This window comes from Collibacillus ludicampi (genome assembly GCF_023705585.1).
GTDB lineage: Bacteria > Bacillota > Bacilli > Tumebacillales > BOQE01 > Collibacillus > Collibacillus ludicampi.
The window spans coordinates 2,745,313-2,759,875 of record NZ_BOQE01000001.1 but is presented as its reverse complement, the minus strand read 5'-3'; the positions used below and the strand labels follow the sequence as shown (position 1 = coordinate 2,759,875).

The window sequence follows — 14,563 nt, the reverse complement described above, 5'->3', positions numbered from 1 at the left end:
CACCCAAGCACTTATTTTCAATATAAGAATAGATCAACTTTACAGTAAACCCACTTATCCCAAATCACCCACTGTCTTTTTTTTTTTAAAGATACTGCTTATATACTGAAGGATCACCTCCTTTCATTCCACCATCTGTTTCATTCATTGAACACTTCATATGACTCAGGATATAACCATTTACCGAACTGTAACAAATATAACGTTTGACTGAACGGTTTAGTGTACGTAGAATGAAAAATGATAGCAATGAAAAGGAGTGATCTCAAATGGGGATGTAACCTTATATCGAATCGGCGAACTTGCGCGCCTCGCCAACGTAAGCCGCCGAACTATCGATTTTTACACGCGTATAGGGCTACTGCAACCTGAGGAGCGCTCGAACGGGAACTATCGACTGTACAAGGCAGATAGTCTGGAACGGCTACGCTATATAACTGAAATGAAGAAAAAGAAATATACTCTGGAAGAAATCCGTGAGCAGTTGGATCTTCTTGAACGAGGCAAACAAGAAGATCAATTGTTGGAAAAAGTTGAGTTCCTTCGCGACACATTATCATCCATCGAGAAAGAAATTGTAGCATTGCGTCCCGCTTTGCAGGAGCGGCTAAAAAATTCCCGCTCTCCCGAAATGAAAGCGATCTGGCAGAAAGCGATGGCGCAAGGTTTGTCACTAGCGCAAACACTGCTGTTGCTTTTTGACGCAAATTTTTTCACTTGATCATGAAGTGCACGAATCCTTTTCGAACAACCTCTTGAAGGAGGATACACGATGAACACACTGAAAACGTGGATACTCATGGGAGCCCTTACGATTCTTCTCGTGTTGATGGGATCTCTTTTTGGCGGCAGAACGGGAGCATTCATCTTTCTGCTCATTTCTGTTGCGATGAACCTTATCGGTTATTTCTACAGCGATAAGATGGCGATCGCAATGACCCACTCCCGCGAATTGCCCGAACATGAAGCACCGGAATTGCATGAGATGATTCGCCGTCTATCTGCCCGCGCAGGAATCCCTATGCCACGCGTATATTTGACCCCTTCGCCGCAACCTAACGCTTTTGCCACAGGACGCGATCCTCATCATTCCGCGGTAGCTGTTACCGAGGGCATTTTGCAGATTCTCGACCGCGATGAGCTGGAAGGGGTGATCGCACACGAACTGGCTCATATCAAAAATCGTGATGTGCTCATTTCCACTATTGCAGCGATGTTGGCGGGCGCAATCACCTGGATCGCCGATATGATCCAATGGTCTTTCATGTTTGCGGGGTTCGGGAACCGTGATGAGGATAACGAGGGAATCGGCGGTGCTGTTGCCGGAATCTTTATGGCCATTTTGGGACCGATCGCAGCAATGATCATCCAGCTTGCCATCTCTCGTTCGCGTGAATTTAAAGCGGACGCAACTGGCGCAAGGATTGCCGGTTCTCCGCATGGCTTAGCGAACGCTCTGTTACGATTGGAGCAGGCGTCACATCATATTCCAGCTTATGGAGTTTCACCCGCTGCCTCACATCTGTTTATCGTGAATCCGTTCAAAGGACTATCCATCGCACGCCTTTTCTCGACTCACCCCCCGATCGAAGAGCGTGTTCGCCGCTTGCGTCAACTCCAGTTTTAATATAGAGAAGTACAAAAAAGGCCTTGGGAATATGATGCCCGAGGCCTTTTTTCATTTCCTCTGTCCATGTGTCGGACATCGAATGCTTACCCAAGAATATCGGCATATGGCGTAAGATCAATACCTTTTTTGGACAGGAACTCTTTCATCCGCTCCTTGTCTTTGCCGGATCCCGCGAGAATATATCCACGCAAAACATCCGATACTTCAATCTGTGCATGGCCGTTTTCCTTCGCCACTTCCATGATTTTCTTTTCGATCGCTTTTTTCGCCGTAGGGCGTACAAAAACTGGAATCGGTGAAATGAGTTCTTCCAACAAGTCCTTCGCCTCTTTTATGTATTCCATGAGTGAACTCCTTTCTTTTTCAATCTTGAAAATCGGTCACTACCCAAAATTTCCTGACCAAAATCGCATGTTTCAGTACAAACTACATGAAAGAAGAACGAGAAGGAGTTGAGTTCGCATGGGACGATATCGAGTCGTTCGTCATCCCAAAAAAGATATCGGTTATTTCTATTTTAATGTATCAGATACAAGTCATCAAAAATTACTGGAACAAACCAGAAAAATAAACCCCCTCGGTTCTCTCGCACAAATTACAAAGATCGATGAATATTAATTTTGCCATCACCTTGAGGTGAAATCCGAATGAAAGCGATTGTGCTACTTATTACGATTCTGCTGGGACTTGTCTCTACTGTATGGCCCGCACAAGTACATGCCGAAGAGACGAAACAAAAGCATGACGCTTTGCTGATGATATATCGACGGGTGTCCAAAATTACAAATATCCCTTGGTTTTATCTCGCCGCAGTCAATCAATACGAAACCGCTCTCCATTGGAAGAAAAAGAAACATCATCCGGCGGAAGCAGAAATCGAGTGGAAACCGGAAGTCTGGTGTGGTCTCTTAAATCCCAATCAAGCGGATCATAACAATGGAACCATTCGTCTTTATGGCGGGATAGGAAGAGACGGATCAGGAGACGGTATCGCCGATCCCAAAAATGCACTCGATTCCATCTATACTTTGGGGATATACCTGTCCCGTAACGGCACCAGTGAAGATGACATCCGCATTGCCATTTGGGATTATTACCAGGATCAAATGATCGTCGAGCGCATATGTGCATTTGCGAGATTATTTAATGAATGCGGGATCGTCGATATGTCTAAACATTCGTTTCCTCTTCCAAAACGGGCGGATTACAGTTACAAAGATTCATGGGGAGCAAAGAGAGCGTGGGGAGGAAGGCGTACTCACGAAGGAACCGATATCTTCGCCGGCTATGGAACGCCCGTTCTCGCTACCTCCTACGGATATGTGGAAATGATGGGATGGAACAAGTACGGCGGATGGCGCATCGGTATCCGCGATCTAGATAATATTTACCATTATTATGCTCATTTATCTTCATTTCAAAAGGGAATTCAAAGAGGCACTCTGGTCAAACCAGGACAAATCATCGGCTATGTTGGTTCGAGCGGATATGGTAAGCCAGGCACTTCCGGAAAATTTCCCCCTCATCTTCATTATGGTATGTACCGGGACACGGGACGAAATGAGTGGGCGTTTGACCCTTACCCCTACTTACGTCGTTGGGAACAACAAGCGCAACCGCGGATCGGAGGTTAATAAATTATTCCTCTCATTCCACGATGTGTTTCAGAAAACCTGTCTATGTGAATATTTTCAAGAAGCCCCATTCCTCAAGGAATGGGGCTTTCTTTCAGAAGGCAAGTTTACCATTCGGAGATTCTGTCATCATTCCCGTATGTCACATCATGCGTCGGATGCATGAAAGGTGCCATGATCGGGGATACATCCCCCCGCATTAACTTCTGATTTTCATATCGTTCCGTCCCTGGGTCGTATTCATTATCGACCCATTGATCCCCCGACATGACAAACGGATCGATATCTGTACTCCAATGATCCAAGGGGGTATTTCTCCAGGGAGCATTCTGCTCGCGTAACGGTGGGGTCTTCTCCGCCATGTCACTCACCTCCTTCCATTATTTTTCCCATGAGGATCTATCCCATGCGAACAAAAAAGCCGCGAGTATCAAGCAACTCCCGGCTTTTCAATCATTGATTCTTCATCTGAAAAAAGAAAGGCGGCAAAACTCTTTTAATAGAAGTAGTACATCATGGGTGGTGTGATAAAAGCTCTTTCCCTTTTATGACGTTTCCGATGTTTACACTTTTTATGATGCTTGTGTTTACATTCATGATGATGTTTTTTGCAACGAGGGCAGATTTCATACGCATGGTAGTGACGGCACATATAGTTTCCCCCTTTATTTTGCTTCAAACACCTACTCCAGAATACGAAGCGTCAGGGACGGCTGTGCCAAGCCAAACGCCCGGTTTCTCTTTGATGCATTCACTTTGTGCGATCGCCTATGAGAGAAATCGATGTGAAGATAGAAAAGATCCACAGGAATACGGCTTTATGGCAACAGGTATACTAACATGGAACTCACGGGAGGTGGAACTACCGTGGTTACACGGAAACGACAACGCAAATGGTGGATTTTTCTTTTTCTTTTCATCTTCATAGGAGGTATCGTGACCCTGTTTTATAAACCTTATCTTCGCGAGTTTTTGACGTCAAGTAAACCGCTCCCTCAGGCCCCGTTCTCCCCGGGTGAAAGGACATTGATTATCGCTCCTCACCCCGATGATGAAACACTGGGTGGAGGAGGGGTCATCATGAAAGCGTTGCAAGAGAAGAAAGATGTTCGCGTTGTTGTCGTTACCACAGGAGATGGTTACCGCAGAGCGGCACAAAAAGCATTTTCCGTAGAACACCCCACCTCCGAACTCTTCCGGAAACTAGGTGAGTTAAGACATGAGGAAACCGTTCGCGCCATGCGCAGTTTCGGTGTTACGGAGAACCATATCTATTTTCTCGGTTACCCGGATGGCGGAATGAACAGCCTGTGGGTTCGGGACTGGGATTACGATCACTTACATAGAGGACTTAACGGTGCGGAGCATGCGCCTTACCCCTTCGTGTATGAAAAAAACGCCCCCTATTGTGGTGCCAATGTTTGCAAAAACTTAGAAGAGATTATCCTTCAATATAAACCTACAGATATCGTATATCCGGATCCGGAAGATCAACATCACGACCACTGGGCCACAAACGCATTTGTGAAATACACACTGACAAAATTAAGTTATGTCTGTAATGAATGGGAATACCTCGTACACCGGGGAGATTGGCCCCAGCCTTGGGCTTATGATCCCAACAAATCGCTGGAACCCCCAAAATCATTGGAGAATGTCGGTGCACAATGGTTTGTACTGCCTTTAAGCCGAGACGAAGCCACACGCAAATATCATGCGCTGAAACAATATTCAACACAGGTTGCAGTGATGGGGGAATTTTTAGCTGCGTTTGTCCGCAAAAATGATCTCATTGAAAGGTGGCCAAAAATTTCCTTGCCTCAATCGGATCAGGAACCTGACTTCCGCCAAGCGGGGGGTTTGCCCTATCGAGTGATCGATGATGCGGTTTCCGATACGGTTACGAGAGAGTTGGAAGGAGAAGCGGATATTCGCGGTGTCGCTGCCGTTCTTACTAAAGACAATCTGTTTCTGGCATTAGAAACGAGGCGCAACATACACAAGAATGTAGAATATTCTTTTCGTTTTCGAGTGTTCCGTGATTCTTCCATCGATCGAATGGATCTGCTCATCACTGACGGGATCATTGAAGCCCGCACCTATGCAAAAAACAGCCTATCCTTGCCGAAAGATGCTTCATTCTCCGTCGATGGCAACCGGCTCTGGGTGAAACTCCCCCGCTCCCTCGTGAATGGAGCAAAAAGCTTGTATCTCAATGCCGATTCTTTTGTGCGAAATCAACAAGTTGATAAAACCGCATGGCGTCTCATCGATCTTTCATCCCGTTAAAGAGATGGAGCGAATAACTGCTTCATCTCTTTTTTCTCATATGTAAACCGTTCTCTTCATATCGTTATAGAAGAGCTTGAGGGGCAAAGAGGGGGATGCGGGTGAGTGTCATATTCGCGCGCTCGACAGGATGGGTTTTTTTGTTGTTGGGTGTAACCGGACTGTTCACACATGATCTGTGGGGACTCATTCAATTCGATCGTGTCCACACGGTTCTTCACTTTATTTTCGGCTTTATTGGAATTGCTGTCGGACATAGCAAATACACAAAGCCATACGCGTATATCATGGGAATTCTACTCGTGATATTGGGGATCAGCGGCTTTTTGTTTACACAGATCATGAACATTCACTTGGAAATCGTTGAAAATCTCATTCACCTCATTCTCGGTACATGGGGGGTGTATATAGCATTAGGGGAAGTGAAGCCCATACAGGAATAGCTTCTATGCGCATATGTAAAGCCCAGATTGCAAATCATACAGTTGCAGGAGAACCCTGCAATCTTTTTGTTTTTCACATCTGAAGGAGGCGATCGAAATGAAACTGAGAGAATTGATGACTGACGACGTCAAAGTTTGTCGACCTGATGATAGTGTTATGGATGCCGCTAAAGCCATGCAATCAGTCAACGTTGGTATTATCCCTGTGTGCGAAGGAGACAAGCTCACTGGTGTTATCACCGACCGCGATATCGTACTCAACGTTGTCGCTTTAGGGAAAGACGTGAACACAACGCGCGTACGCGATTGCATGACTAGTTCCGTGGTAACGGGTACTCCTGACATGGATGCTCACGAAGCGGCTGACTTGATGGCCGACCATCAGATCCGCCGTCTCCCGGTCGTAGAAGGAGGCCGTTTGGTCGGCATCGTTTCAATCGGGGACTTGGCCACCGTCTCCATCCACGAAGACGAGGCTGGCTACGCGCTCTCTGAAATCTCCGAACCGAGTCAGCCTCAAGCGCACTGATCGGTGTAGAGAAACGGGACAAGGCACCCCCTTGTCCTCTTATCTTTCTTCAAAATGAATCACGTTTCCCTAACTTGGTAAGGGTATTCCTGATCTACGCCTGTCTTCAAGCCAATCCTTTTCGATAACCGCACGTGCGTCTTTCATCGAAATAGAAAGTCCGTGTTGTTCCGCTTTTGATAAGAGATAGCGTAACGCTTCATTTAACTTCGCGTCCCTATCCATGTTCCTGTATACCGTCTCTGCAAACGTGAAAGCTTCATGGCCTAACATCGTAAGCAGTTCCCGTTGTCTCAATGAGGTATGACTTTCATAATATGCAGAGATTTTTTGAACGAGTTGTCGAAACAAATACAAGAGTACAAGAACGGATGCCTGCAAGAGAATGTTCAAACCTTGATTCAAGATCTCAATCCAAAAACTGTTCACGGGATTCACTTATCTCCTTTCAGAAAATTATAAACTCCCCTTTAACTGATGATGCAGATAAGATGCATAAACAGATCCATTTTAGGGGACAAGATTATATGTAGATGGATACTTTTTTACTTAGCATATATACATATGCCGAGAAGTGTGCATATATCGTTCGTTAATCATGCAAGGACGTAACAGTAAGAGCCTTCAGATCTCTCTGAAGGCTCAGGGTTATAACATACTATGCGATTATTGACGACCAGCAAGTTGGGCTTCTGCCAAAGCGACCAACTTACGGGTGATGTTCCCCCCGATCGCTCCGGTATCACGGGTCAACATCGTTCCCCAGTAGCCATCTTGCGGAGTTTGGATACCCAGCTCTTGTGCTACTTCGTATTTGAGTTGATCAAGAGCTTTTGCTGCACCTTTGACTACGAGTTCGTTTCGTTTTTGTCCAAGTGCCATGTGTATCACCTCCTTGTTGACTTTATTATTTCCGTAAACACGATTGATACTCTGTAACATTATGGTTATTTTGGAATTGGCTTTGGACGACTGACCACAAATGATTCTTTCCAAAAGGGCAAAAAAACCGCACCTAAGTGGATCAGGTACGGTTTCATATGATATGCGGGCTGCTCTCAACGTCCATACGAGAGGCAATGCTCCGTTTTTCTTCCCAGTTGAACACGTTATTTTATCGCTGTTCAATCGGAACGTAAGTACGACGCTTGACCCCCACATAATCAGCACGTGGACGAATCAAACGGTTATTGCTGTATTGTTCTAAAACATGTGCCGTCCATCCGGAAATGCGTGAACAAGCAAAGATCGGTGTATAAATCTCAACATCAATGCCCATTACATAGTATGTGGATGCCGAGTAGAAATCTACATTTGGATAGAGCCCTTTCTGCTCGTGAACAACTTTTTCGATGATTTGAGACATCTCAAACCATTTAGTTTGGCCTTCACGCTCACCGAGTTCTTTTGACATTTGTCTGAGATGGGTAGCGCGGGGGTCTTCCGTATGGTATACGCGATGTCCGAATCCCATTATCTTCTGTTTATTGGCAAGCGCATTTTTTACCCATTCTTCCGCCTTCTCAGGTTCGCCGATTTCAAGCAACATGCGCATCACTTGTTCGTTTGCACCTCCGTGCAATGGTCCTTTCAGCGTACCGATTGCCGAGGTGATCGCAGAATACATATCAGAAAGTGTCGCTGCCGTTACGCGTGCCGCAAACGTCGATGCGTTCCATTCATGATCGGCATGCAGAATCAACGCAATATTAAATGCGCGCGCTTCGAGCGGATTCGGTTGTTTACCGGTCAGCATGTAAAGAAAGTTCTCGGCAAGGGAATTGTCCTTCTTCGGGGGAATCACGTCGAGACCTTTGCGTAAACGTTCATTATACGCAACGATCGTCGGAATTTGTGCTACCAGGCGGGTGGCTTTGCGAATATTCGCTTCGCGTGAATTGTCTTTATTATCGGGATCATACATGGAAGCGGTAGAAACGACCGTACGTAACACTTCCATCGGCGTAGAATCTTTCGGAAGCGATTTCAAGAGATTCACCAGTTCCGGATGAAGTTCTCTGTTTTCCTTCAAATCTTTTGTGATTGCATCCAACTGTTCTTTGTTCGGGAGTTCACCATGCCAAAGAAGGTAAACAACCTCTTCGAATGTCGCCTGATGATTGACTAAATCGTGAATATCATATCCACGATAAACGAGACGCCCTTCGTCCCCATCGATAAAACAAATCTCGGAAACACCGGCGATTACATCTTCCAAGCCGGCTTTATATGTTTGGTTTGACATTCACATTCCCTCCAAACTTCGAAATTTCATTTCCAAAACCCTTGTCAGTACAAAGGCAATGGTTCATATTTCTTGCTCTATTATACATAATATTGATAGATAGCGCGAGATTTGTCGACTTAAGTAATAAAAAATATTGATGATAACAGCAAGAATTCAAGCGATACATATAGGATACGAGAAAAGCTACATCCTATGCATTGTTACTTTACCCAAAAATTTTTTGACAATTTGCGACAACTTGGAACATTTTGTGGATATCGTTATTCACGTTATTAGATGGCATGGGTATCATGATCGTAACATATTTCCACAATTGATCCACAAGTTTCACACATGTCATCCACAGTATGGTGTGGATAATAAGAACGATTGTTCTCATTTTTTACTCATGTTATAGTTAGAGCAAAGCTTATGCAAAGAGGTGAGTGCGGCATGCATCAGTTGAGTGATGAAATCTTAATTGAAGCCTATCTGCAAGCGATCGAGCAGAAGTTAGATGCTCACTTCATTAACCTCCTTCTGGAAGAAATTCAAAGTCGCGGCATCAATATCGATGCGTTAAAAGCGTCCTGAACATTGTCCTTCTTAGCCCCGCTTCCAAGTACATCAAAGATTTTATGTGAGAACGACAAACGCAAGTGCGAGTCCCCCTGCATGACTGATACTCACATGTACGCGGGACAAGCCACGCTCGTGCATACGGGCGAACGCCTGTCCCGTAATCCGTGTAAAAGGTTCCCCGTTTTCTTGTTGCAGGGTTTCAATATCTCTCCAGTTAATACCTTGACCAATTCCCGTTCCAATGGCTTTGGCGACTGATTCTTTTACGGCAAACCGACCAGCAAAAAACTCCGCCCTTCGTTTCGGCCCCATTCGATCAGCCAATTCCCTTTCTGCCTTCGTGTAGACGCGCATAAGAAAACTCTCTTCGTGCATGAGTCGGTCGATTCTTTTGATTTCCACAAGGTCTGTACCAATCCGCATTCCCTTCTCTCCTAACTTTTCTTTAAACTATTGATGGTTATTGGAGTTATCGCTGCTGTCACCAGAATAGGGATCATACCATGATTTATCTCCCCAAAAATTAATAATTCCCGGTGGTTTTCCTGATTCATTCAACTGCTGCCGGAATTTCACATAAGTTTCCAATGCCCCTTGCAGATTCTTCCCATCCAAACGAATTTCATATTTATCCTTCGTATAGATCACCCAACTATACCAAAAGTCACCATTTGTTTGATGGACTTCAGAAATTTGCTTGAGAATTGTATCATCTACTTTCGCTAACTGATCAGCAATCATCAGAAATTCCGGCGAACCGATCTTCTGGCCAGGGGTGATCACAAGATTTTTCGATGTCGTCAGGATCGGAATATCGGGGAAATCGGTAGCCGACTCGTCAAACACGATCCCATCACTCAATAAACGATAGAACTTCCCTTTATACAAAAAAAGACCTACTACTTTTTTTTCCGAAAGAGCAATGATGACCTTGCCAGACCAAATATTCAAACTGATATCCGCTTTATTGACAATTGGATTTTTCTCAAGGATGGATTCAGAAACTGCAGAAGGACGAATTTTCCAAATGCTCATCCCTTTCGATAAACCGGAATCGGCCAGTATGCGCTCCGGTTTCAGATCATCCGTTCCGACGACCTCAATCGAACGCACTTTGGAGAAAGGAGACTGTATGAACAAGACAGTCAATACGATCAGAAAAAATAGCATGACTAATACAACGGCTTTCCACTTGCTTCGTTTCGGTGGAGTAGACGGTTGCTGGTCGAGATATGAAGTCGATACATACATATTTGCAACAGTTTCCTTTCCGCGTATAATAGCCTTCTGAAAGAAAATTCTACAAAGGGGGAAGAAATCCCTGCGATCGTAAATGGAGGTTTCCTGATGATCGAATTGCCAGAACTCTTTCTCAAACGGATGAAACAGTTATTGGAAGTTGAATTTGATCCGTTTTTGCAAATTTATAGCAAACCTCGCGTTCATGGTTTGCGCGTGAATACGCTCAAAGTTACGGTAGAAGACTTTTTGCACTTCAACCCTTTTCATCTTACTCCCGTTCCATGGACAAATGAAGGTTTTTATTACGAGGAAACGGATCAACCCGGTAAGCATGTCTATCACGCGGCAGGGCTGTATTATATTCAAGAACCGAGCGCTATGGCGGTGGCTTCCGTTTTGTCCCCTATCCCCGGTGAACGAGTCCTCGATCTCTGCGCCGCTCCGGGAGGCAAAGCCACACAGATCGCTACCTATTTGCAAGGAAGAGGCTTGCTTGTCGCCAACGAACCCCATCCCGTCCGCGTCAAGGCCCTCGCGGAAAACCTGGAGCGTTTCGGTGTAAAAAACGCACTCATCACGAACGAAATGCCCAATCAGTTGGCGAAACGTTTCCCTTCATTCTTTGATCGGGTGCTCGTTGACGCTCCCTGTTCAGGAGAAGGTATGTTTCGCAAGGATCCGGAAGCTTGTGCCATGTGGAGTATGGAAACAATCGAGCAATGCGCAATCCGCCAAGCGGAAATCCTTGATGCAGCGGCAAAGATGCTGCGTGTAGGAGGAAAACTCGTCTACTCGACATGTACATTCGCTCCTGAAGAGAACGAACAGACGATCGCAGATTTTTTGGAGCGACACCCTGATTTTCGTTTGCTTACGATTCCAGATTTGAATGGGTTTTCCCCGGGCCACGAAGAGTGGGCTCAAAATAACAAGTTCAAACTTTCACAAACGATTCGGCTATGGCCGCACAAGATACGTGGAGAAGGACATTTTATCGCTCTTTTGGAGAAAATCGACGGAGAAGATCGGAAAATCAAATCCGTCACACCCCGTGTCCCCTCAGATGTGATACAAGCTTATCTATCATTCACGCAAGAGAATCTAAAGGAACCCATAACGGGAACCTACATGCTATTCGGCGATCATCTTTATCTCACGATGGATCAATTACCCGATCTCTCAGGAATCAAAGTGATACGTCCAGGACTGCATCTTGGAACACGCAAGAAAAACCGGTTTGAGCCAAGTCATAGCCTTGCACTCGCACTGGAGGCAAAACACGCACTCCGGACGATCGATTTCTCCCCGGATTCAGCAGAAGTGTTTGCCTACTTGCGGGGGGAAACGATCCCAAGACAAGGGGAAGATGGATGGACGCTCGTCACAGTAGACGGTTTCCCTCTAGGCTTTGGTAAACAGACAGGATCTCTGTTGAAGAATCATTACCCAAAAGGACTGCGTATCCATTAACTTTTTGAACATGTATCTCGCGCCCGGACATAGGTTCATTCGTCCGGGCGCTTGTTTTAAGCAACATTTACTGACTTACCCAAAATTGTACACGCGAACCTTTGGGCAAAGTGGTACCTGCCGCCGGCTCTTGTTTGAATACGGTTCCCGAAGGCTGATTGGATGGTTGAATCTCATAATAGTAACGATATCCTGCAGCGATCAGACGGTTCTGCGCTTCCTGTTGTGTTAAGCCGACAACATTGGGGGCCGTTCCGTCAGGCGTATTGTTTTCGGTATTGTCTTGTGTATCTTTTTGCTGATCGCTACTTTGATTCGTTGTATTGCCATTGTTCGTATTTCCCGCAGCTTGTACCTGGGTCGCCGGCGGTTGTTGATCATTTTTACCCGCTGTGGTCTTCGTTGTATGGCCCGAAAAAAATCCGTAGGATAAAGCCACTAAAGTGACGACAACTACCGCCGCTACCCCAGCTCCTGCCCCTAACAGGCTCACGATGACCGATTTCGCTTTATCCGAGACGGTTGTTGGCGCTTGGAACGTTCTCTTCCTCTTCGTGTTGCGCTTGAACAAATGTAATCCGTTCAAAAGACGGTTCCGTTTTTTGGGTTCGGCTGGAGAATATGCTTTCTTTTCCGATCGACCGGCTCTCGTGAAAACATTCACTTGGGATGCCAATGATTTTTTTTCATGGGATTGGTGTGAAGATTTTTTGACAAACACATTCTTATCCTCCCGTGTGTCTTTAGCAGAAGACACTTGGGTGAATGATTGTTTCAATGTCAATAGATCATTGGCCATTTGTTGTACATCTTGGTATACAGGTGGCTTTCGGCCGATCGCTCGATCGATGATCCGTTCAAACATTTGCCGTAGCGGCTCATTCGTCAAAGGAACCGTCCCCACTAACCATTCGTCGATGAGTTTTCCTAATTGAACGAGATCAGACTCCCGAGTTTGATTCACGTCGTTCTTGATGATACCGTCCACACAGAAATCGGCGATCTTGACCGTCGCCCCGTTCCACCAAACATTCGCGGTCGATAGGGATCCGTGTAAAACTCCCATTTTATGTGCATAAACAAGTGCGTCCGCCAAACTATGACAATAGGAAATCACTTCTTCAAGAGTAAATCGTCTTCGTTCACGAATGATTTGTTGTAAAGTTCGTCCTTCCAAGTGTTCCATCACCAAATAACAATGGTCTCCATCAAAGCCCATATCAAAAAGCGAAACGACATTTGGATGTGATAAACTCGCAGTGATTTGCGCTGCTTTCTTCCAGGATTCAATAGAATTTCCAATACCTTTTAATTTATAGATTTTTACAGTTACCATACGCGGCAATGCAGTATCCAACGCGTGATACGATTCGGCAACATCGGACACATGTATACGTTCGGTTAATTTATATCGTTGACCTAGAATTTTCTCAATCATTCCTGGTCCCCCATCTCCGTAGTGTTTCACATTCTTTAAGCATACACTGTTACAAAATTCGATGCGAGTGTTAAATTTTAAGGGTATTGGGTCTGATATGAGAAAGAAGGGATAGCAAATGCATTATGATGAGTTATCCGAATCCTTCTGCCGCTTCGTAGAGAATGCTGACTCCCGGACATTGCGTGCCGTTTGGAATCACCTGAATCAGTTGGAACTTTCCTCCTACCCATGGAAAGATGTACTGACCATCTCCGAGATGATGTATGCCATCGAAATTGAGTTAAGCGATCGGGGAGAGTGGCTCCCTTAGTCTCCCTATCAACCACCACCTCTTAATAGTAACATACTGCTTAAAAGCGGTTATCAAACTTTTGTAAACATTCACTGAAAGATATGATTATGAACTTGCTTGACAACTGTATAGGCAGCCGCTATATTTTCAATACTTACATTCATTCAGGAAATATTTTGATTTAAAGGAGCTCGCTACATGAAGAAGGAGAAATTCCACAGTTATCGAATCGGTGTCATCTCGGACACACACATTCCTAGACGCTCTCGTTCACTTCCCTCCATAATTTTCGAACAATTTCAAGGAGTCGATTTGATCATACACACGGGTGACTTGGTGGACGAAGTGGTTCTCGACGATCTCTCCGCTCTTGCACCCGTGGAGGCTGTTGCCGGTAACAATGATCCTTTAACGGTCATACAACGATTCGGTTGGAAACGTATTCTTGAAATAGGCCCTTGGAAAATCGGGATGACCCACGGACATATCGGCAAAGCTTCCTCGACTCCCGACTGTGCGTTCGAAATGTTTGCGAACGATCAGGTGGATGTCATCGTATTTGGGCACAGCCATAAACCTTATTTGGAAGAAAGGAACGGTATCCTGTTGTTTAATGCTGGATCACCGACTGACAGAAGAAGGGAAACACAGTATTCAATCGGTATTCTTACACTGGATGTAAAACCTCAAGCCTCGTGGATCAAGTGGTCATAACATTACAGTGCCATCGAAAAGCGAAATCAAGCACACTCCATGAATAGATCGGGAAACATTGAACAAAATA

19 protein-coding genes are annotated in these 14,563 nt (G+C 45.2%); 11 read left to right on the top strand and 8 right to left on the bottom strand.

Annotation, left to right across the window (positions count from 1 at the left end; genetic code table 11):
• Positions 1 to 259: 259 nt before the first annotated feature.
• Together DNHGIG_RS14000 and DNHGIG_RS13995 are read left to right on the top strand one after the other, a co-directional pair.
• Positions 260 to 721 carry a MerR family transcriptional regulator gene (locus DNHGIG_RS14000; protein WP_282200176.1) on the top strand — a complete coding sequence of 154 codons (462 nt, stop codon included), beginning with the start codon at positions 260 to 262 and terminating at the stop codon, positions 719 to 721.
• A 51-nt stretch (positions 722 to 772) separates the two neighbouring features.
• A complete protein-coding gene (locus tag DNHGIG_RS13995) occupies positions 773 to 1,627 on the top strand; it encodes a zinc metalloprotease HtpX (protein WP_282200175.1) in 855 nt (284 codons plus the stop codon).
• Positions 1,628 to 1,713: 86 nt separating this feature from the next.
• Here the strand turns inward: DNHGIG_RS13995 and DNHGIG_RS13990 are convergent, their stop codons facing one another.
• The gene (locus DNHGIG_RS13990) at positions 1,714 to 1,974 is read right to left on the bottom strand and encodes a DUF2621 family protein (RefSeq protein ID WP_282200174.1); all 261 of its coding nucleotides are present in this window, start codon (positions 1,972 to 1,974) and stop codon (positions 1,714 to 1,716) included.
• Positions 1,975 to 2,092: 118 nt separating this feature from the next.
• On the opposite strand from DNHGIG_RS13990, the gene DNHGIG_RS13985 reads away from it, so the two are divergent.
• Together DNHGIG_RS13985 and DNHGIG_RS13980 are read left to right on the top strand one after the other, a co-directional pair.
• Complete coding sequence (locus DNHGIG_RS13985; RefSeq protein WP_282200173.1) at positions 2,093 to 2,248, top strand: hypothetical protein; 156 nt, start codon at positions 2,093 to 2,095, stop codon at positions 2,246 to 2,248.
• A gap of 29 nt (positions 2,249 to 2,277) precedes the next feature.
• Positions 2,278 to 3,264 carry a M23 family metallopeptidase gene (locus DNHGIG_RS13980; protein ID WP_282200172.1) on the top strand — a complete coding sequence of 329 codons (987 nt, stop codon included), beginning with the start codon at positions 2,278 to 2,280 and terminating at the stop codon, positions 3,262 to 3,264.
• Positions 3,265 to 3,371: 107 nt separating this feature from the next.
• On the opposite strand, the gene DNHGIG_RS13975 is transcribed toward DNHGIG_RS13980, so the two are convergent.
• Positions 3,372 to 3,626: a DUF3905 domain-containing protein gene (locus DNHGIG_RS13975; RefSeq protein WP_282200171.1), complete on the bottom strand. Its 255-nt coding sequence runs from the start codon at positions 3,624 to 3,626 to the stop codon at positions 3,372 to 3,374.
• Between the two features lie 478 nt (positions 3,627 to 4,104).
• Here DNHGIG_RS13975 and DNHGIG_RS13970 point away from each other — a divergent pair, with 478 nt between their 5' ends.
• The 3 genes from DNHGIG_RS13970 to DNHGIG_RS13960 all read left to right on the top strand — a co-directional run bounded on the left by DNHGIG_RS13970 (position 4,105) and on the right by DNHGIG_RS13960 (position 6,525).
• Positions 4,105 to 5,553 carry a PIG-L deacetylase family protein gene (locus tag DNHGIG_RS13970; RefSeq protein WP_439647739.1) on the top strand — a complete coding sequence of 483 codons (1,449 nt, stop codon included), beginning with the start codon at positions 4,105 to 4,107 and terminating at the stop codon, positions 5,551 to 5,553.
• A 101-nt stretch (positions 5,554 to 5,654) separates the two neighbouring features.
• A complete protein-coding gene (locus DNHGIG_RS13965) occupies positions 5,655 to 5,996 on the top strand; it encodes a hypothetical protein (protein ID WP_282200169.1) in 342 nt (113 codons plus the stop codon).
• 97 nt (positions 5,997 to 6,093) lie between these two features.
• Complete coding sequence (locus tag DNHGIG_RS13960; protein WP_282200168.1) at positions 6,094 to 6,525, top strand: CBS domain-containing protein; 432 nt, start codon at positions 6,094 to 6,096, stop codon at positions 6,523 to 6,525.
• A gap of 69 nt (positions 6,526 to 6,594) precedes the next feature.
• Here the strand turns inward: DNHGIG_RS13960 and DNHGIG_RS13955 are convergent, their stop codons facing one another.
• The 3 genes from DNHGIG_RS13955 to DNHGIG_RS13945 all read right to left on the bottom strand — a co-directional run bounded on the left by DNHGIG_RS13955 (position 6,595) and on the right by DNHGIG_RS13945 (position 8,770).
• The gene (locus DNHGIG_RS13955) at positions 6,595 to 6,954 is read right to left on the bottom strand and encodes a phage holin, LLH family (protein WP_282200167.1); all 360 of its coding nucleotides are present in this window, start codon (positions 6,952 to 6,954) and stop codon (positions 6,595 to 6,597) included.
• A 237-nt stretch (positions 6,955 to 7,191) separates the two neighbouring features.
• Positions 7,192 to 7,407: an alpha/beta-type small acid-soluble spore protein gene (locus DNHGIG_RS13950; RefSeq protein WP_282200166.1), complete on the bottom strand. Its 216-nt coding sequence runs from the start codon at positions 7,405 to 7,407 to the stop codon at positions 7,192 to 7,194.
• A 232-nt stretch (positions 7,408 to 7,639) separates the two neighbouring features.
• On the bottom strand, positions 7,640 to 8,770 hold the full coding sequence (locus tag DNHGIG_RS13945) for a citrate synthase (protein ID WP_282200165.1): 1,131 nt from the start codon (positions 8,768 to 8,770) through the stop codon (positions 7,640 to 7,642).
• Between the two features lie 435 nt (positions 8,771 to 9,205).
• On the opposite strand from DNHGIG_RS13945, the gene DNHGIG_RS13940 reads away from it, so the two are divergent.
• A complete protein-coding gene (locus DNHGIG_RS13940) occupies positions 9,206 to 9,346 on the top strand; it encodes a sporulation histidine kinase inhibitor Sda (protein ID WP_282200164.1) in 141 nt (46 codons plus the stop codon).
• Positions 9,347 to 9,388: 42 nt separating this feature from the next.
• On the opposite strand, the gene acpS is transcribed toward DNHGIG_RS13940, so the two are convergent.
• Both acpS and DNHGIG_RS13930 read right to left on the bottom strand, forming a co-directional pair.
• Positions 9,389 to 9,757, bottom strand: coding sequence for a holo-ACP synthase (acpS, locus tag DNHGIG_RS13935; protein WP_282200163.1), 369 nt, complete (start codon positions 9,755 to 9,757; stop codon positions 9,389 to 9,391).
• A 27-nt stretch (positions 9,758 to 9,784) separates the two neighbouring features.
• On the bottom strand, positions 9,785 to 10,585 hold the full coding sequence (locus tag DNHGIG_RS13930; protein ID WP_282200162.1) for a cell division protein FtsQ/DivIB: 801 nt from the start codon (positions 10,583 to 10,585) through the stop codon (positions 9,785 to 9,787).
• 99 nt (positions 10,586 to 10,684) lie between these two features.
• Here DNHGIG_RS13930 and DNHGIG_RS13925 point away from each other — a divergent pair, with 99 nt between their 5' ends.
• Positions 10,685 to 12,046: an RsmF rRNA methyltransferase first C-terminal domain-containing protein gene (locus tag DNHGIG_RS13925; protein WP_282201429.1), complete on the top strand. Its 1,362-nt coding sequence runs from the start codon at positions 10,685 to 10,687 to the stop codon at positions 12,044 to 12,046.
• Positions 12,047 to 12,113: 67 nt separating this feature from the next.
• Here DNHGIG_RS13925 and DNHGIG_RS13920 read toward each other — a convergent pair whose 3' ends face one another.
• Positions 12,114 to 13,484 carry a protein kinase domain-containing protein gene (locus DNHGIG_RS13920; protein WP_282200161.1) on the bottom strand — a complete coding sequence of 457 codons (1,371 nt, stop codon included), beginning with the start codon at positions 13,482 to 13,484 and terminating at the stop codon, positions 12,114 to 12,116.
• A 118-nt stretch (positions 13,485 to 13,602) separates the two neighbouring features.
• On the opposite strand from DNHGIG_RS13920, the gene DNHGIG_RS13915 reads away from it, so the two are divergent.
• Both DNHGIG_RS13915 and DNHGIG_RS13910 read left to right on the top strand, forming a co-directional pair.
• Complete coding sequence (locus DNHGIG_RS13915) at positions 13,603 to 13,797, top strand: hypothetical protein (protein WP_282200160.1); 195 nt, start codon at positions 13,603 to 13,605, stop codon at positions 13,795 to 13,797.
• A gap of 180 nt (positions 13,798 to 13,977) precedes the next feature.
• The gene (locus DNHGIG_RS13910; protein WP_282200159.1) at positions 13,978 to 14,493 is read left to right on the top strand and encodes a metallophosphoesterase family protein; all 516 of its coding nucleotides are present in this window, start codon (positions 13,978 to 13,980) and stop codon (positions 14,491 to 14,493) included.
• The last annotated feature ends 70 nt before the right edge of the window (positions 14,494 to 14,563 follow it).